The organism is Chrysiogenes arsenatis DSM 11915 (assembly GCF_000469585.1).
GTDB classification, from domain to species: Bacteria; Chrysiogenota; Chrysiogenetes; order Chrysiogenales; family Chrysiogenaceae; genus Chrysiogenes; species Chrysiogenes arsenatis.
Map to the genome: position 1 here is coordinate 52057 of NZ_AWNK01000001.1, position 16348 is coordinate 68404.

Consider the following 16348-nt stretch of genomic DNA (forward strand, 5'->3'; position numbering starts at 1 on the left):
TCGACGAGCACAGCGAGGAGAAATCTGACTTTCGTGAGCATCGAATATGTGTCATTTCGAGCGAAGCGAGAAATCTAGATCTCTCACTCCGTTCGAGATGACCGGTGGTTACTACAACGACTTCTAGCCGCATCAAGTTACCAGCAAGGCAAAAACGCATACCGATCCCTAAAAATTAACGCAATAGAGGTTTCCATGTCACAGTCCAACACGTTCGTTTCTCCATTTTCACAACGCTATGCTTCGCCGGAAATGTCATACATTTTCAGCAACGACTTTAAGTTTTCCACCTGGCGCAAACTCTGGGTAGCGCTGGCCGAAGGGGAGCGCGCACTTGGTTTGCCAATCACGCAATCGCAGATTGACGCCATGAAGGCCAACATCAACAACATTGACTACACCAAAGCCGCAGAGTACGAAAAAAAGCTGCGTCATGACGTCATGGCGCACGTACACACCTTTGGTGACCTTGTTCCCGAAGCGATGCCGATCATCCACCTCGGCGCTACCAGTGCGTACGTGGGCGATAACACCGACCTGATTCAGATGAAAGAAGCGCTGGTACTGCTGCGTAAAAAAATGGTCAATCTGCTGCAAAATCTGGCCGACTTTGCCATGAAGTATAAAGATTTACCAACACTTGGCTACACGCACTTTCAACCGGCTCAGCTCACAACGGTTGGTAAACGCGCGGCGCTGTGGATGCAGGATTTTGTGCTCGATTTTGCGGAACTGGAACATCGCATTACCACGATTCCATTCCGTGGCGTAAAGGGGACGACTGGCACACAGGCCTCATTTATGGAGCTTTTTGAGGGGGATCACGAAAAAATCAAGGCGCTCGACGCTTTTGTCACCAAACAGATGGGCTTTGAGCGTCACCTGACCATTACGGGACAAACCTATACTCGCAAAATAGATGCCATGATTCTGAGCGATCTCGCCAATCTGGCAAGCTCTGCCCACAAGATGGCAACCGATCTGCGTCTGCTGGCGAACCTCAAAGAGGTAGAAGAGCCATTTGAGAAGCACCAGATCGGCTCTTCGGCGATGGCCTACAAGCGTAATCCGATGCGCAGCGAACGGGTCTGCGCGCTGTCGCGCTTTGTCATCAGTAACGTCATGAATCCCCTGCAAACACAATCGGTACAGTGGTTTGAGCGGACGCTTGACGACTCGGCCAACAAGCGCCTTGCCGTGCCGGAAGCATTTCTGGCGATGGACAGTGCGCTGGATATCCTGATTAATGTCACCAGCGGCATGGTGGTCTACCCCAAAATGATCGAGCGCCACCTGATGGCCGAACTGCCGTTTATCGCTTCGGAAAACATTATGATGGCCGCGGTGAAAAAAGGGGGCGACCGTCAGGAGTTGCACGAAAAAATCCGTCAACATTCGATTGCGGCAGGGCATAACGTAAAGCACGAAGGGGGCGACAACGACCTTTTGGAGCGTCTGGCAGCCGATCCTGATTTTGACCTGAACCTTGAAGAGCTAAAAGCAGCACTCAAACCTTCGCTCTATGTTGGCCGCGCACCAGAGCAGACAGCAGAATTTGTTGCGGATGAAATTGTCCCCATTCTGGAGCGGTACAAAGATCAGCTTGGGGTGGCGGTAGAGTTAAAGGTCTAGTTGCGCCCAAGTAGCAAAAGCTTACCGAGGGAAATAAAGAACAGGAGCTTTCCTATGTGTACTGATTGCGGCTGTGCCGCTCCCGGCGGGAATTTCCGTCATTCTCACTCGCATCAGCATGGTGACACTCATCATGCGCACGAGCATCATCATGACCACACGCACGATCATGGTCACGATCCACACCATCATCACCACGATGACACGGCTGCTGCCAATCCGCATTTACAGAAGCGGCAGACCGTCGAAGTGGTCAGCCGTTTACTGGAAAAAAATGTGCAACAAGCGGTGGCCAATCGCGCCCACTTTGCCGAACACAACATTCTTGCCATCAATCTGATGAGCAGTCCAGGGAGTGGCAAAACGTCGCTCCTTGAAAAACTGTCAGCGATAGCCAACTTCCGTTTTGGTGTCATCGAAGGCGACTTGGAGACGAATCGCGACGCAGCGCGCTTGCAAGCCAAAGGGGTTCCAGCGGTGCAAATTACCACGGGCACGGCGTGCCATTTGGATGCCGACATGGTGCACCGCGCCTTGCACGATTTACCGCTTAACGAGCTGGAGGTCGTGTTTATTGAAAATGTTGGCAACCTTGTGTGTCCAGCAGCGTTTGACCTTGGCGCGCATTTGAATATCGTTTTACTGAGCGTCCCCGAAGGGGATGATAAAGTAGCGAAGTATCCCGTCATGTTCCGTATTGCCGATCTGGTGATTCTCACGAAAAATGATCTGCTGCCGTATATCCCTTTCCGCGAAGAGCGGGTCAAAGAGGATCTGCGACAACTCAACCCAAAAGCGGACTATCTGAGCCTGAACCTACAGGACGACGCGGCCTTGAAAAAAGTGTGCGACTATCTCCTTCTCAAAAAACAGTTGCGAGGATAGGGCATGTGTCTTTCCATTCCGTCACGCGTTGAGTCAATCGACGAACATAATATTGCTACGGTCGACACGATGGGCGTGCAGCGTAAAGTCAGTCTGGATCTGATGGGCGAACCGGTAGCAGTTGGCGACTATATTCTGCTGCATGTGGGGTTTGCTATTGGAAAAATCGATACCGACGCGGCGGAACAATCGCTGGCCACGTATCAGGAAATGATTCGTTTGGCCGAAGCGGCCGAAGAGCGCTGACGAAGTACGCGGCAGAGAAGCGCTTTGCAGAGCAGCGCAACTCATCCCGAATTCTTGCTGTGCAGAGCGCCCGTTATTTGATACATTTGTCAGTGGCTCCCATGGTTCAATCGCAAACCCATTGGGAGCTATACTTGTGAAAGGTGAACGAATGCCTGACTTTAGTGGAAAAAAATACATCTTTGTCACGGGTGGCGTCCTGAGCTCGCTCGGCAAAGGGCTCGCCGCCGCCAGTATTGGCGCACTGCTCGAAGCGCGAGGCTACCGAGTAAAGCTTCAGAAATTTGATCCGTATATCAACATCGACCCAGGTACGATGAGCCCCTATCAACACGGCGAAGTGTTCGTCACCGATGACGGCGCTGAAACTGACCTTGACCTCGGCCACTATGAGCGATTTGTTGATATGCGCGCCAATAAATACTCCAACATTACGACGGGGAAAGTCTACCACTCGGTCATCGAAAAAGAGCGGCGCGGCGATTATCTCGGCGGCACCGTTCAAGTGATCCCGCACATCACCGATGAAATTAAACGTAATATTTATATCGGCAACGAAGATGCCGATATCATCATTACCGAAATCGGCGGAACGGTCGGCGACATCGAAAGTCTCCCTTTTCTTGAATCTATTCGGCAATTTGCGTACGACGTTGGACGGCGCAACGTTTGCTACATGCACTTAACTCTTGTGCCGTACATCAGTACCGCCGGTGAAGTAAAAACCAAGCCGACGCAACACAGCGTCCAGGAACTGCGCAAAATCGGTATTCAGCCGGATGTTCTTTTCTGCCGCACGGAACGTCCACTTTCCTACGATATCCGCGAAAAAATCGCTCTTTTCTGCAATGTTGCCACACAGAACGTGATCGAAGCTATTGATGTTGATGTGATCTATCGCGTACCACTCCAGTTTTATGCCGAAAAAGCGGACGAGGCGATCCTTGACGTGCTCGGGCTGGAGAAACGGGAAATAGACCTGACGCAGTGGAAACGGATTGTGGATCGTTGCGTCAACCCCAGCGAAAAAGTGTCGATCGCGATTGTTGGCAAATATGCCAAGCTCAAGGAAGCGTACAAATCACTGGCCGAAAGTATCGTCCATGGTGGTATCGAAAACGACGTCCGCGTAAAGATAAAATGGGTAGATGCCGAAGAAGTGATGCAAAAAGGGGCGGCAGAAATGCTGCACGATGTTGATGGCATCTTGGTTCCTGGCGGTTTTGGCGACCGTGGCGTGGAAGGGAAAATCCAAGCTATTCGCTATGCGCGTGAAAAGAAAGTTCCTTTCTTTGGAATTTGCCTTGGGATGCAGTGTGCGGTTATCGAGTATGCCCGCAATGTGCTTGGTATCGCCGATGCGACATCGATTGAATTTGATGCCGCAGCACGCAATCCGGTCATTCACTTTATGGCCGAGCAAAAAAATATTGAAAACCTTGGCGGCACTATGCGACTTGGGAAATACGATTGTCTGGTCGCTCCCGATACGTTCTCCATGCAAGCGTACGGGAAAGAAATGATCAGCGAACGACACCGCCACCGTTTGGAGTTTAACAATAAATACCGGCAAGAATTAGAGCAGGCGGGGTTAGTGATCGCCGGAACATCACCAAGCGGCACATTGGTTGAGATTGTCGAAATCGCCAATCATCCGTGGTTTGTGGGATGCCAGTTCCACCCTGAGTTCAAATCTCGACCTACCAAAGCGCATCCATTATTCCGCGACTTTATTCGCGCCAGCATGGCGAGCGGCACGTTGTTCCGCGAAGTAGGTGAATCATGAGCCAGCTTGTCAACGTTGGATCGGTGACGCTTGGCAATACACAGCCGCTGGCGTTTTTGCTCGGCCCATGCGCTATTGAATCGCGCGATGTCGTGCTGCGCTGTGCCGAAAAGATCGCGGCATTGCGGGAGAAATATGCCATTCCGGTCGTTTTCAAGTCCTCGTACGATAAAGCCAATCGCAGTTCGTCCGCCAGCTTCCGTGGCATTGGCATGGAAGAGGGATTGCGCGTCTTGCAAGAAGTCAAGCAGACGTACAACTTCCCGCTTGTCACCGATATTCACGAATCGAATCAAGCAGCACCCGCCGCAGAAGTGGTTGATTTGCTGCAAATTCCCGCCTTCTTGTGCCGTCAGACCGATCTCTTAGTCGCCGCTGGCCAAACAGGCAAGCCGATCAATATCAAAAAAGGGCAGTTTATGGCTCCTTGGGATATGGGGAACAGCATTGGAAAAATTACCGCGACGGGCAATTCGCACGTAACACTGACCGAACGTGGCGTCAGTTTTGGGTATAACAACCTTGTAGTAGATTTCCGTTCGTTGGCGATCATGGCCAATACCGGATGCCCGGTCGTCTTTGACGCCACACACGCCGTGCAGCTCCCCGGTGGCATGGGCGACCGCAGCGGCGGGCAGTCGGAATTTGTCCCTTTGCTCTCCAGATGCGCCGTCGCCGCTGGTGTGGCAGCGCTGTTTATGGAAGTACACACTGATCCATCGCAAGCGCTGTGTGATGGCCCAAATATGCTTTCCATCGAGCAGCTTGATAGACTGTTGCCGCAATTGCTGGCACTTGACGCAACGATCAAGGGGACGTAAATGCCATCCTCACTTGCATCGGCGCAGCGCACGATAGATATCGAAATTGCCCAGTTGCAGAACCTCCGTCAAGGACTCGATACAGCATTTGAGCGCGCCGTTGATATTCTGGCAGCGACGCGCGGCAAAGTCGTCGTTACCGGTATGGGAAAAAGCGGCATTATTGCGAAAAAAATTGCTGCTACGATGGCCTCCACCGGCACCAGCGCTTTTTTCATGCACCCTTCTGAAGGGCTGCACGGAGATCTGGGCATGATCATGAAAGAAGATTCACTGATTGCCATCTCCAATAGCGGTACGACCAACGAAGTGCTTCAGGTGATCAATGCAGTAAAGCGTCAAGGAATACCCGTAATTGGGATGAGTGCCGTGGGAACGTCACGACTGGCAGAGGTTTCAGACGTCTGCCTGAATCTTTGTGTGAAACGCGAAGCCTGTCCGCATGACCTCGCTCCTACTTCATCTACTACCAACACACTTGTTCTGGGTGATGCGTTAGCGATTGCCCTGCTCGAGCGCAAGCAATTCACGCCTGACGACTTCGCTTTTTTTCATCCTTCCGGCGCACTGGGAAAACGTTTGCTGACACGTGTTTCCGATGTCATGCACAGTGCAGAAAAACTTCCCTTGCGCCCTTTGCAAGCAACGTTTTCCGAAGTTGTGTACGAAATGTCCGCCAAAGGATTTGGCGTTGTCGGGATTCTTTCGCCACACGGCGAATTGGCTGGTTTGATTACTGATGGCGATCTCCGCCGTTTGATGCAACAACACGGAGCGGCACTTTTTGACAAAAAAGCGGAAGAAATTATGAACCGCACCCCCAAAAGGATCGCCAAGGAAAAACTCGCAACAGAAGCGTTAGCTATCATGGAAAAACATTCCATTACCAGCCTCTTTTGTGTTGATAGCCAAGGGTGCCCTGAAGGGTTTATTCATCTGCATCAGTTACTTCGCGAAGGGATCGCATAAATTTGGCGTCTAAAATGCATTAGTACAATCATGCCGCTGCAATTGTTAACCCTTTACGTATTTTTTGCCGATAGAGTGTAAATGGAAGGGAGGGAATGCCATGGATATTTTGGTCAATGGAGTTTCAGCAAAGCTGGATAAGCGCGGCTGCCGTCACCTCGGGGCACTTTTTGTGAAGCTTCAGACGAATCACATCACCGACCAGCACGTGCTGGTTTCTTTCTTGGTGAATGGCGTGGAGCATGTCGAGAGTACTCCAGAAGAGCTGTGCCTGATCCCTTCCAAAGAGGTAACGCGGCTTGAAGTGGAAACGGCGACTCCTCGTGAATTGGCTCTCAAAAGCCTTGCCGATGTTCAGGAATATACCGCTCGTGTTTTGGTTGCGCTCGACACCGCCGCCGACACCATTTTTTCGAAAGAACATTCCCAAGAGTCAATGGGGACGTTTCACGATGTCGTGAAGCTTTTCGATGGATGGGTTTTTCCAGTACTGATGAAGGTTGCAGAACTCTACCAAATAGATCTTTCGACCATCGTTGTCGAAGGTAAGAGCCTGCTAGATGAAATCGACCATTTTATTTTACATGTGGAGCACGGCGTGGACGCGTTAGAGCGTTCGGCCTATGAAGATTTTTCGGTACTCTTGCGGGAGCGCCTTTCTGGTTCCGTAACGATTATTCGTGAAGCCTTCATCGATCTCTACCAAATTGTCTACAACAGTGGGAGGTAGTCATGGATGAGCGTCAGATTCTCGTACAACAATTACTTGAGCTTTCTCGACGCATTCAGCTTTTTTTTGCTGACGACGAAGTGAGTGATGATACCGAAATTGATCACTTGCTGGAACAGCGGCGCGAACTGATTCATCAGATGAAGCAAGCAACGATGGATAAAGGGACTCCGGTGCCAGAAGCAGAAAGTTTACTGGCCGCCAACCGCACGTTACTGGCTGTCGTGAACCAGAAGAAAAGCCACCTTGAGCAGATGATGGCGATGCACAACCGCGTCGCAAGTCTTAAAAAGACGTATCAGCAACTCCAGATGCTTCGCGGAGAATCGTTGCTAGTCGACCGTACCCTGTAAGGTTACACTTACCATGGCGAGTGGCGCAAAAGTACTTCAAACTCGCCAAGCGGTAGCGGTCGGCTGAAAAGATAGCCTTGGAAAAGAGTACACCCGAAACCACTCAAAAGTTCCCGTTGCTCCTCCGTCTCTACCCCTTCCGCAATGACTTCCAATTCAAGACTTTTTGCCATAGCAATAATCGTTTGCACAATAACCGCATCGCTCGGTTTGACCAACATATCGCAGATGAACGAACGGTCAATTTTCAGCTGATCCAGCGGCAGTTGTCGCAAATACGACAACGAGGAATACCCCGTACCAAAGTCATCCATCGAAAATCCAATCCCAATTTGCTTCAGTTGGTGCATTTTAGCGATAGCATTGGAGACGTCATTTATCACCAGCGTTTCGGTTAGCTCCAGTTTGAGGCAACACGGATTTGCGCCGGTGCGTACCAGCACACTTTTGAGTTGATCGACAAAATCGCTCTGGCGAAATTGCCGCGCACTGACGTTAATTGCGAGCGGTAGATGTTGCCCCCATGCCGTTGCCTCCCATAGCTTTATCTGCTGGCATGCTTCTTCGAGCACCCATTGTCCAATCGGAACAATCAATCCTGTCTCTTCAGCAAGCGAAATAAAGCTGCCCGGCAGAATCATGCCATGTTCCGGGTGTACCCAACGCAAAAGCGCTTCGGCACCAACTGGCCGATGCGCCGAATCCATCTGCACTTGATAAAAAAGGCGTAACTCGTTGTTACGAATCGCCATCCGTAGCTGATTTTCCATGGTAATACGCTCATCTTGAGCCGCTTGCATAGCGGGATCGTAAAAACGTATGGCTGAACGTCCAAAACCTTTCGCACGGTACATAGCGCTATCAGCGCGACGCAAAAGCTCTTCAACCCCGTCATCAAAGCCACGAAAAAGTGTAACGCCAACGCTTGCGCTACCAGCATATTCATTGTCGCCAAGCAGGAAGGGTTGCTTGATAATATCGAGCACATTTTCCGCAATCAACTCAGCTCCCGTCACGGCATTTGAACTTTCGTGATGTAAATCTTCCAGCAGGATTACAAACTCATCGCCACCCATTCGCGCAACGGTATCACTTTTGCGAACCGTAACCAGCAAACGCTGTGCGATGGATTGCAGGTAGAGGTCGCCCGTTTGATGACCATACGTATCGTTAATTTTCTTAAAATGGTCGAGATCAATAAAGATAAGTCCACCAAATACGTTATGCCGCTCCGAACTGGCAAGGGCATGTTGCAAACGGTCAACCAGCAGTCGGCGGTTTGGGAGTTTGGTCAGAGGATCAAAAAAGGCAAGGTTGTGTATTTTCCCTTCAGAATATTTCCGTTCAAAGTACGCTCCAATAAGTTCGGCGCCCGTGTGGAGCAGGCGCAGACTGATGGCATCCCATTGGCGTTGCGTGAGGACATCATCAAAGCCGATGAAACCCATCCATTCTGAACCACGCATGAGCGGAATAACCAGAAGAGAGCGTATTCCTTGCGCTTCAAGAATTTCCCGTTCCTCATCAGGAAACGTCTCAGTCAGACCAAGGATGGGACGTCCCTGTTCAAGTTCGGTGCGCCAGCGAGCTATCATAGGATCGCTGTACGGAATATGCCGCAAGAGAGGATTATTTATTTCCGGCGTAACCTCCGGTGCACACGCCTCATGCGTTTGCCCGGTACACAGGCCGTCATGTGGATCTTCAAAATTCAGAAAAATATAGACGCGCCCGGCATGCGCTGCATCAAGAAGGATGTGCAGAATTTCCGACAAAGGATCGTCAAGACGTTGCACCAACAGCGCATGCGAAATAAGCGAAAGCGCTTTTTCGTACCGCAGCCGTTGCTCAAGTTCTTCCGTCAGGTAATGTTGTTGCGTCGTATCATACAGCGTAAGTGCAACGGTTTTATGCGAAAGCGCAAACGCATGCAGGCTATAGTCATGCGTGCCATGCACCGTTTCGCGCCGGAAGTGATCGGTGTGCCACGCTTCGCCGGAAAGCGCAATGGCGCGCAAGCGCTGGAGGATATCGTCATCCAGTAGGTGCGGTTCATTGCCGTCAACCGTGCGACCGATCATGGCAGTATCAAGGTGGAGAATGCGTTGTGCCGCTGGATTGATGTTTTCCAGCACCAAATCCTCATCCACGCTGGCGAAAACCAGAATACCGAATGGCGAACAGGCAAAAATATTTTGAAACTGCGTTTCGAGCCGCTTATGGAGCGTTATATCGCGCCACGTAACGTGAAGGACAGGATGGCCATGCAACTGTATGGGCGAAAAGAGCACTTCGACGTGTAGATCTGTGCCATCAAACTTTCGGTGACACCATTCAAAAAGGAGCGATTTCCCTGCCAGAGCTGCCGCCAAAAGACTTTCAATTTTGGCACTGGAGAGTTTGCCATCAGGCTGCACATGCGGCGATATCCGTTGCGGACTCAAACCGATGAGTTGACTTTTGTCATGGCACTCTAAAATATTCAGCGCCGCACTGTTGGCATCCACAAACATACCGCGAGCAATAATCAGAGCGGGAGTTGCCGAGTCTTCAAAGAGAGTGCGAAAAACCCCTTCGCTTTCAATGAGAGAGGAGGCTGAGTACTGAAGCTTTTTCGCCATAGTAAACATGCGATTCAACATAAATGAAGCATAGACAGTAATAATGACAAAACAAACGGCAATTAAAGGGAAAATTTTCCACAATATACTCTGCTCGTTCTCCGCAACCTGCCAGATAACAATACCAAGTAACAACAAGGTAGCAACCAGTAACGTGGCGAGAGCGAGAAGACTACGCACTCGCAAGTGGCTGAAGTTGTATTGTTCTAAAGGAGCCTTATACTGAGCGGAAGAAATGGTACGTTTGTCGAATGGTGTCACATTTTCCTCGTATGAATTTCACTATGCCAGCGAACCAAAGATCGCATTCAGGACGATCTTCTCACGCCTGAGAAGTTTAGGAGATAAGCATCTTGATTGTCACGCAAAAACTGATTATTGAACGATTCGAGCAATGAATTCTCCTTGGCGTGCGGGCAAAATTTGTGGTATGTTCCGCGCGTTGATAGATTTTTTCTGAATGAATAAATTACTAAAGGTATGTATGTATGAAAACGCTGTATCGACAGTGGCTTGTTCTTTGTAGTCTCTTTTTTGTGAGCATTACACCCGCGTGGGGCTATAGCCTGAATGCCGGAGTGGAATACGTCCGTGGTGATCATTATTTCAAAATATCCGACTTTCCAACAACCTTAAACGGTACTTCGTACCCATGGGCGGCCTCTAAGCTGGAGTTTGAGAAAGAAGCACTTTATTTTGTTCCGGAGCTGCACATTCCGCATGAAATTTGGGGTCGCCCCATGTCACTTGCTATCCGCGGCGGCTATGCCCTTTCTTCACGCGATGGAATCATGCGTGACTCCGATTGGCTGGGAACAACTGGAAATCTTGCCATTTACTCAGAATCACGTTCAGAACTGGATCAGTCTCTCTTTATTCATCTTGAAGAACGCGAAACGCGCGGTCGTGTTTTCGGTGCGTTGGGCTACAAGTTAAACTACGATCGCTACCATGTGTACGACACACAACAAGTGTCGAATATCCCCGCACTAAACATCAATCTAAGCGGCAAAACACTGGAGTATGAACTTTATCGCCACAGCCTGTATTACACCTTGGGGTACCGTTTAATCGATCGCGAAATGGTCTCATTTGACCTCAGCGGATCGCTTGGCGGCATAGCGAGTTTCGACAAAGACAACCATTTACAACGCAGCTTTACCGCTGAAGGCACTGCATTTGGATACCTCTACGGGGTGCAAGGGAATGTCAATGTCGATTTCGATAACCGCTTTACTCTTAGCGGCATGGCACGCTATGAACAGTATTTCGCCAAAGGGGAAATGGATCAATTCCACTCTACGGGAACAGCGCGCATTGATAACTATGAAGTGAAAGGTCGCGACTCGACATTTTCCATTAGCTTTGGCTACCGTTTCTAAATTCGGATGACTCACATTATGGAGTCACGCAGCCAGCCCCTTCACACAGCTACCCTTCCGTTAACCGGCACTCACCTGATCGAAGCGAGTGCCGGCACCGGGAAAACCTTTACCATTGCTTTACTCTACCTCCGTTTGATCCTCGAAACACAACACAACACAGAAGAAATACTGGTCGTGACGTTTACTCGCGCCGCTACCCAAGAGTTGCGTGAGCGGATACGTGCGCGTATTGCCGAGGCAGCACAACTCCTGACGGAAGCAACACTCGCAAAGGCAGATCCAGCGCTAGCAGAAGTCTTAGCCCCTTACATTCAAAGCGATAGCCATACACGACAAACCGCCATTACGCGTCTGTGGCACGCCGCACGCACCATTGATCGTGCGGCAATCTATACGATTCACGGTTTCTGCCAACGAATTTTGCAAGAGTATCCACTGGAATGTAACGTCCCTTTTCGCATGGAGCTAGAGTCCGACCCCACTCCGTTACAACTTCGCTTGCATCAGAACTATTGGCGCAACGCCGTTGCATTCCTTCCCATTGAGCAGCTTCCACAATCGGCGCATACGCTTCACCCTGAAACGCTTGCCAGTTGGGGCAAGCAGTGGCCAGAAAGCGCTCGCGTGGTGCCCGATCCCGAAACCCTCGCTGCCGAACATGTACAGCATTGCACCATTTGGCAAGCCGCTCGCGATGCGGCACAAAATGGTGAATCGCCCCTAGTAGAATTTTTTGCATCATTGCTGCGCGATGGCGCCCTCGCTTTGCGCGCGAAACGGCTCAAGGCATGGAGCGCACACGGCGATCCCGCTCTTGTCGTCCAAGAACTACGCGACATTCTGGAAACCAGCGATGAGTGGCAGCAACTCGAAGACTTTCTTCCCGACAAACTGGCGTCTCGACTCAAAAAAGGGCATGTTCTGCCGCAGCCACCCAAAGAATTTGATCCGATAGTCACGCTCTATCAGACACTACAACAAGCTTCTCCAGCTTCTTCCGACCCATTCCTCCCGATCAAACTGCAAGCGCGTCAGTATGTGCAATCACGCACTCGCGATGCTCAACAAAAAGAGCGTGTCGTATTCTTTGATGATCTGATAGCGCTCCTCTGGCAAAACCTTCACAACGACAATCGTGACATCTTACTCGCGCACCTCCAACACCGCTTTCGAGCAGCGCTGATCGACGAATTTCAAGACACCGATCCACGGCAATATGAACTCTTCCATGCCATATTTGCCACGCCATCCCATCTACTGCTGATGATCGGCGACCCGAAACAAGCCATTTACCGCTTTCGCGGTGCTGATCTTTTCACCTACTTACGCGCCAAAAGTCAGTGCAAATCGCATTGGAGCCTGACGACAAATTACCGCAGTTCAGCGGCTATGATCAGTGCGGTTAATGCCATATTCTCGCAGCACGTCGACCCGTTTCGTGCGAGCGAACTCTTGCGCGGAAGCGATTATACGGCTGCTATTGAGTACTTCCCATCGCAGGCATCAGCAGTTGGCGCTCCCGGCCAGCTTATTATGAACAGCGTGCCACAGAGCGCATTGCATATTTGGACAACCGAGGAAAAAATCACAAAACAAAAGCGATCGACAGTGCTAACAGGTGTTGCCAGCGAGATTAGCCGCCTTCTTTCCAGCCAAACCCACTATCAAGCACGCAATGGCGAACGGCATCAGATAAGCGCTGGTGATATCGCCATTCTTGTGCGCACCAACCAGCAAGCCGAACAGATGCGCCAGGTACTCGCCACCATTGGCATCCCAGCCACCCTTTTTGTCGATAGCAGCGTTTTTCAGACAACTGAAAGCGAAGATTTGCGCCACCTGCTGCATGCGCTGTGGCATCCGCACCGTCACGATCTACTGCGCGGCGCCATGCTCTGCGAAAGTTGGGGACTGACACTGACAGAACTCACGCTGCGGATGGAGTCACTACAAAAGGCCGCCGAAGCGTGTCATAGATTGTGGCAAAACTCTGGCGTGCTCCACGCACTCTCCCGCTTTTGGTCAGATACCACACTGTCAAGCGACGGACATTCGCTTTTTGCTCGCCTCGCACAGCGATCCGACGGCGAACGCCGCCTTGCCAACTTGCGTCACCTGTCTGAAATGGTGCACGAAGCCGAGCAGGCGGGACACCTTGGCGGTATCGAACTCTTGCGCTGGTATGATCGCGAGCGTGACAACAACGACGATGAGCGGATGCTACGGCTCGAATCCGATCATCAGCGGGTGCAAATTATTACCGTGCATCGTGCCAAAGGACTGGAATTCCCCATTGTTTTTATCCCTTGCGGATGGGAGCCACGCAACACCATCGCACAACGGGTGCTGGCGAGCGGCATGACAATTCACCTCCCAGAACATGACTTTGCCCCAACCGTCGATTTGGGTAGCAACAATTGGGAACAGCACTTTACGCGCTATCAACTAGAAAACCATGCGGAAGAAATACGTTTGCTCTACGTGGCGCTAACACGTGCCATCGTTCGCTGCTACCTCGTGCAACCTCCGATAGAAGATACCTACGAATCAGCGCAAAGCTATCTTTTACTCGGGCAGAGTGAGCTTCCAGCGTTGAATACGCAGGAACTCCAACAGCACATAGCGAAAACACTCTTTGCCTCTACCCCCGCCGGTGCCATCAGCATTGACGCGCTTCCTGATACTATGCCCATCCAGTACGCGACGGATACCGTGGCGAACACGCCACTGCACTACCGCAGAGCCAAACGCCACACCATTGCACCCAGTTGGCACCAAACCAGCTTTACCGCACTGGCGCACGCGCGCACCAGTTGGAACCGCATCGATGAAATCAACGATGCCCTTGATGACGCGATAGACACGCCAGCGCTGACCCCGCGCGACGACGTGCTCCCTAGCGGCCGGACGATGGGATTGCTGCTGCATGACATATTCGCCGCCATCGACTTTGCCGACACCACCATGCTGAACACCGCCAGCGTGGCACCATACCTTTCCCGCTATGGCATCCGTGACGACACCCAATCAAGCATTGCCAACGCACTTCTCGCACTGATAACTCACGTCGTACAGGCTCCTCTGCCGTCCTTTGGAGATGGAGCATCATCATGGTCGCTGCAGCAGATTCCACGCGCAGCGCGACTCAGCGAACTCGAATTTCACTTTCCCATTTGCTCGTTAAGCCAGCATGCGTGGAGCCAGCTTTTTGCCACACTCGCCGCACCGGACTCACCGGAAGGGCAGCTTTACCAAAGTATTGCCGAACTCAGCTTGCAGGTGCGGGCAGGCTTTGTCACCGGAAGTATTGACCTCGTGTGCGAAATAAACAGGCGCTACGCCCTCATCGACTATAAAAGCAACCTCTTGGGGAATCACGAACAGGCGTATGAAATTGCCAGCCTGCACCACGCCATGCAAAACGGAAAATACGCTTTGCAGTATCTGCTGTACAGCGTGGCACTCCACCGCTACTTGCAGCACCGACTGGCAAACTACCGCTATTGTGACCACTTTGGTGGAGTCTATTACCTGTTTTTGCGCGGCATGGCGTATGGCAAAGGAGTTTTTACCGTGATGCCTGCCGAAGAGCAGATCGAAACACTGAGCCGAGCTTTGGGGTGAGTGGGGCGGTTTGGTTGTTGAGTTGAAAAGAACAAAGGTAATTTTTCAGCATATTGTCCCGTCATCTCGAACGTATGTGAGAGATCTAAGACTTCTCTTGCTTCACTCGTTGGAAATAACATCGTAGCGCCTTGAAAGAGCACTGTTTCAAGCACTTTAATAGTTACGAAAAATGCAAACCTTTGTCGGTCAGCCGGTATTTCTGCAAACGGCTGTTTGGCTTGTCGGCGATGGTCATTTCAATAAAACCGCCATCAAGAGCGGGCTTCAGATAGCGGTCGCGGAATGATTTGCGGTCAGAAAGGCCGAGCGCATTTTGGAGATCTTCGCGGCTCATTTCCCCCTGAATCATGGCCAACAGTTCGCCGACTTGGGGGGTGACTTGAGGGGCGACTTGGGGGGTTGACGTTTCGAGCGCTTCCTGAATCATGCGCAACATAAAGATGATAAACGGTGCCGAATCCGCTTGCTGCGTGCTTTCCCGTAAAGCCTGATAGTATTCGGCCTGATGCTCAAAAATTAGACTTTCTACTGGAATATCCGCAAATTCAGCCTTCCAACGCGCCAGAATTAAACTCTGCCATAACCGCCCCATGCGGCCATTTCCATCCGCAAATGGGTGGATAAACTCAAACTCGTAATGGAAAACAGAACTGGCAATCAACGGGTGAGCATCAGTAGCCGCTAGCCAGCCGAAGAGATCAGCCATCAAAAGCGGTACACGTTCGGCGGGTGGCGCCATGTGGATCACCTCTTGCCCAGCCATAACTCCGACACCACCGCGACGGTAGCAGCCTATTTCGTCGATCAGGCTAGACATCAGAATGCGGTGCGCTTCGAGTAAATCCTTTTCTGCCGCAGGATGCCACTCGCTAAAACGGTCATACACGGCCAAAGCGTTTTTTACTTCCTGCACTTCGCGCGGTGGAGCAATAACCCGCTTCCCCTCCAGAATCGCCGTAATTTGCGCTTCGCTCAAAGTGTTGCCCTCGATAGCCAGCGAACCGTGGATGGTGCGGACACGGTTGATGCGCCGCAGCCGGAGTACCCTGGCTTGGTCAGTAAATACCGATAAACGGCCAATGGCTTCACTGAGAGCAGCCACACGGTTTAATATTTCTTCCGTGATAGTGTAGGGTGGGTGGTAAGTACTCACGAGATTCCTTTTCAGTTTTACTCACTACGCATGGCTTTAAGGCGAGTGTGCTCTCAATTGACTCATGCTCCACACCGCGATAAGTGAACGATGAATCTGCAAAATCTTGCGCAAAGAATAGCCAGTCACATCCTCCCGCC

General features: G+C 51.1%; 12 protein-coding genes. 10 read left to right on the top strand and 2 right to left on the bottom strand.

Features of this window, described 5'->3' with window-relative positions:
- The first annotated feature begins 195 nt into the window (after window positions 1-195).
- From purB to P304_RS0100295, 8 genes are all read left to right on the top strand, one after another.
- Entirely contained in the window at window positions 196-1632 is a 1437-nt protein-coding gene (gene purB / locus P304_RS0100260) for an adenylosuccinate lyase (RefSeq protein ID WP_027388909.1), read from the top strand.
- Between the two features lie 54 nt (window positions 1633-1686).
- Window positions 1687-2517 (top strand): hydrogenase nickel incorporation protein HypB, encoded by an 831-nt coding sequence (hypB, locus tag P304_RS0100265; RefSeq protein WP_027388910.1) that lies wholly within the window; start codon window positions 1687-1689, stop codon window positions 2515-2517.
- Between the two features lie 3 nt (window positions 2518-2520).
- Window positions 2521-2763 (top strand): HypC/HybG/HupF family hydrogenase formation chaperone, encoded by a 243-nt coding sequence (locus tag P304_RS0100270; RefSeq protein ID WP_027388911.1) that lies wholly within the window; start codon window positions 2521-2523, stop codon window positions 2761-2763.
- A 151-nt stretch (window positions 2764-2914) separates the two neighbouring features.
- On the top strand, window positions 2915-4549 hold the full coding sequence (gene pyrG / locus P304_RS0100275; protein ID WP_027388912.1) for a CTP synthase: 1635 nt from the start codon (window positions 2915-2917) through the stop codon (window positions 4547-4549).
- The gene (gene kdsA, locus P304_RS0100280; protein ID WP_027388913.1) at window positions 4546-5370 is read left to right on the top strand and encodes a 3-deoxy-8-phosphooctulonate synthase; all 825 of its coding nucleotides are present in this window, start codon (window positions 4546-4548) and stop codon (window positions 5368-5370) included. The genes pyrG and kdsA overlap by 4 nt, the downstream gene beginning before the upstream one ends.
- On the top strand, window positions 5371-6339 hold the full coding sequence (locus P304_RS0100285; protein WP_027388914.1) for a KpsF/GutQ family sugar-phosphate isomerase: 969 nt from the start codon (window positions 5371-5373) through the stop codon (window positions 6337-6339).
- A 100-nt stretch (window positions 6340-6439) separates the two neighbouring features.
- Window positions 6440-7069 (top strand): hypothetical protein, encoded by a 630-nt coding sequence (locus tag P304_RS0100290; RefSeq protein WP_027388915.1) that lies wholly within the window; start codon window positions 6440-6442, stop codon window positions 7067-7069.
- A gap of 2 nt (window positions 7070-7071) precedes the next feature.
- Complete coding sequence (locus P304_RS0100295; RefSeq protein ID WP_027388916.1) at window positions 7072-7422, top strand: hypothetical protein; 351 nt, start codon at window positions 7072-7074, stop codon at window positions 7420-7422.
- A gap of 8 nt (window positions 7423-7430) precedes the next feature.
- On the opposite strand, the gene P304_RS15755 is transcribed toward P304_RS0100295, so the two are convergent.
- A complete protein-coding gene (locus P304_RS15755; protein ID WP_051321261.1) occupies window positions 7431-10304 on the bottom strand; it encodes a sensor domain-containing protein in 2874 nt (957 codons plus the stop codon).
- Window positions 10305-10531: 227 nt separating this feature from the next.
- Between P304_RS15755 and P304_RS0100305 the strand changes: the two genes are divergently transcribed.
- Both P304_RS0100305 and recB read left to right on the top strand, forming a co-directional pair.
- On the top strand, window positions 10532-11425 hold the full coding sequence (locus P304_RS0100305; protein WP_027388917.1) for a hypothetical protein: 894 nt from the start codon (window positions 10532-10534) through the stop codon (window positions 11423-11425).
- An 18-nt stretch (window positions 11426-11443) separates the two neighbouring features.
- The gene (gene recB, locus P304_RS0100310) at window positions 11444-15052 is read left to right on the top strand and encodes an exodeoxyribonuclease V subunit beta (protein WP_027388918.1); all 3609 of its coding nucleotides are present in this window, start codon (window positions 11444-11446) and stop codon (window positions 15050-15052) included.
- Between the two features lie 163 nt (window positions 15053-15215).
- On the opposite strand, the gene P304_RS0100315 is transcribed toward recB, so the two are convergent.
- On the bottom strand, window positions 15216-16208 hold the full coding sequence (locus P304_RS0100315; RefSeq protein WP_027388919.1) for a Fic family protein: 993 nt from the start codon (window positions 16206-16208) through the stop codon (window positions 15216-15218).
- Window positions 16209-16348 lie beyond the last annotated feature (140 nt).

Bases quoted from the DNA above. Each gene is read 5' to 3' on its own strand.
- P304_RS0100295 (WP_027388916.1), top strand. From the start codon at position 7,072: ATGGATGAGCGTCAGATTCTCGTACAACAATTACTTGAGCTTTCTCGA.
- P304_RS0100290 (WP_027388915.1), top strand. From the start codon at position 6,440: ATGGATATTTTGGTCAATGGAGTTTCAGCAAAGCTGGATAAGCGCGGC.
- recB (WP_027388918.1), top strand. From the start codon at position 11,444: ATGGAGTCACGCAGCCAGCCCCTTCACACAGCTACCCTTCCGTTAACC.
- P304_RS0100270 (WP_027388911.1), top strand. From the start codon at position 2,521: ATGTGTCTTTCCATTCCGTCACGCGTTGAGTCAATCGACGAACATAAT.
- P304_RS0100305 (WP_027388917.1), top strand. From the start codon at position 10,532: ATGAAAACGCTGTATCGACAGTGGCTTGTTCTTTGTAGTCTCTTTTTT.
- purB (WP_027388909.1), top strand. From the start codon at position 196: ATGTCACAGTCCAACACGTTCGTTTCTCCATTTTCACAACGCTATGCT.
- P304_RS0100285 (WP_027388914.1), top strand. From the start codon at position 5,371: ATGCCATCCTCACTTGCATCGGCGCAGCGCACGATAGATATCGAAATT.
- kdsA (WP_027388913.1), top strand. From the start codon at position 4,546: ATGAGCCAGCTTGTCAACGTTGGATCGGTGACGCTTGGCAATACACAG.
- pyrG (WP_027388912.1), top strand. From the start codon at position 2,915: ATGCCTGACTTTAGTGGAAAAAAATACATCTTTGTCACGGGTGGCGTC.
- hypB (WP_027388910.1), top strand. From the start codon at position 1,687: ATGTGTACTGATTGCGGCTGTGCCGCTCCCGGCGGGAATTTCCGTCAT.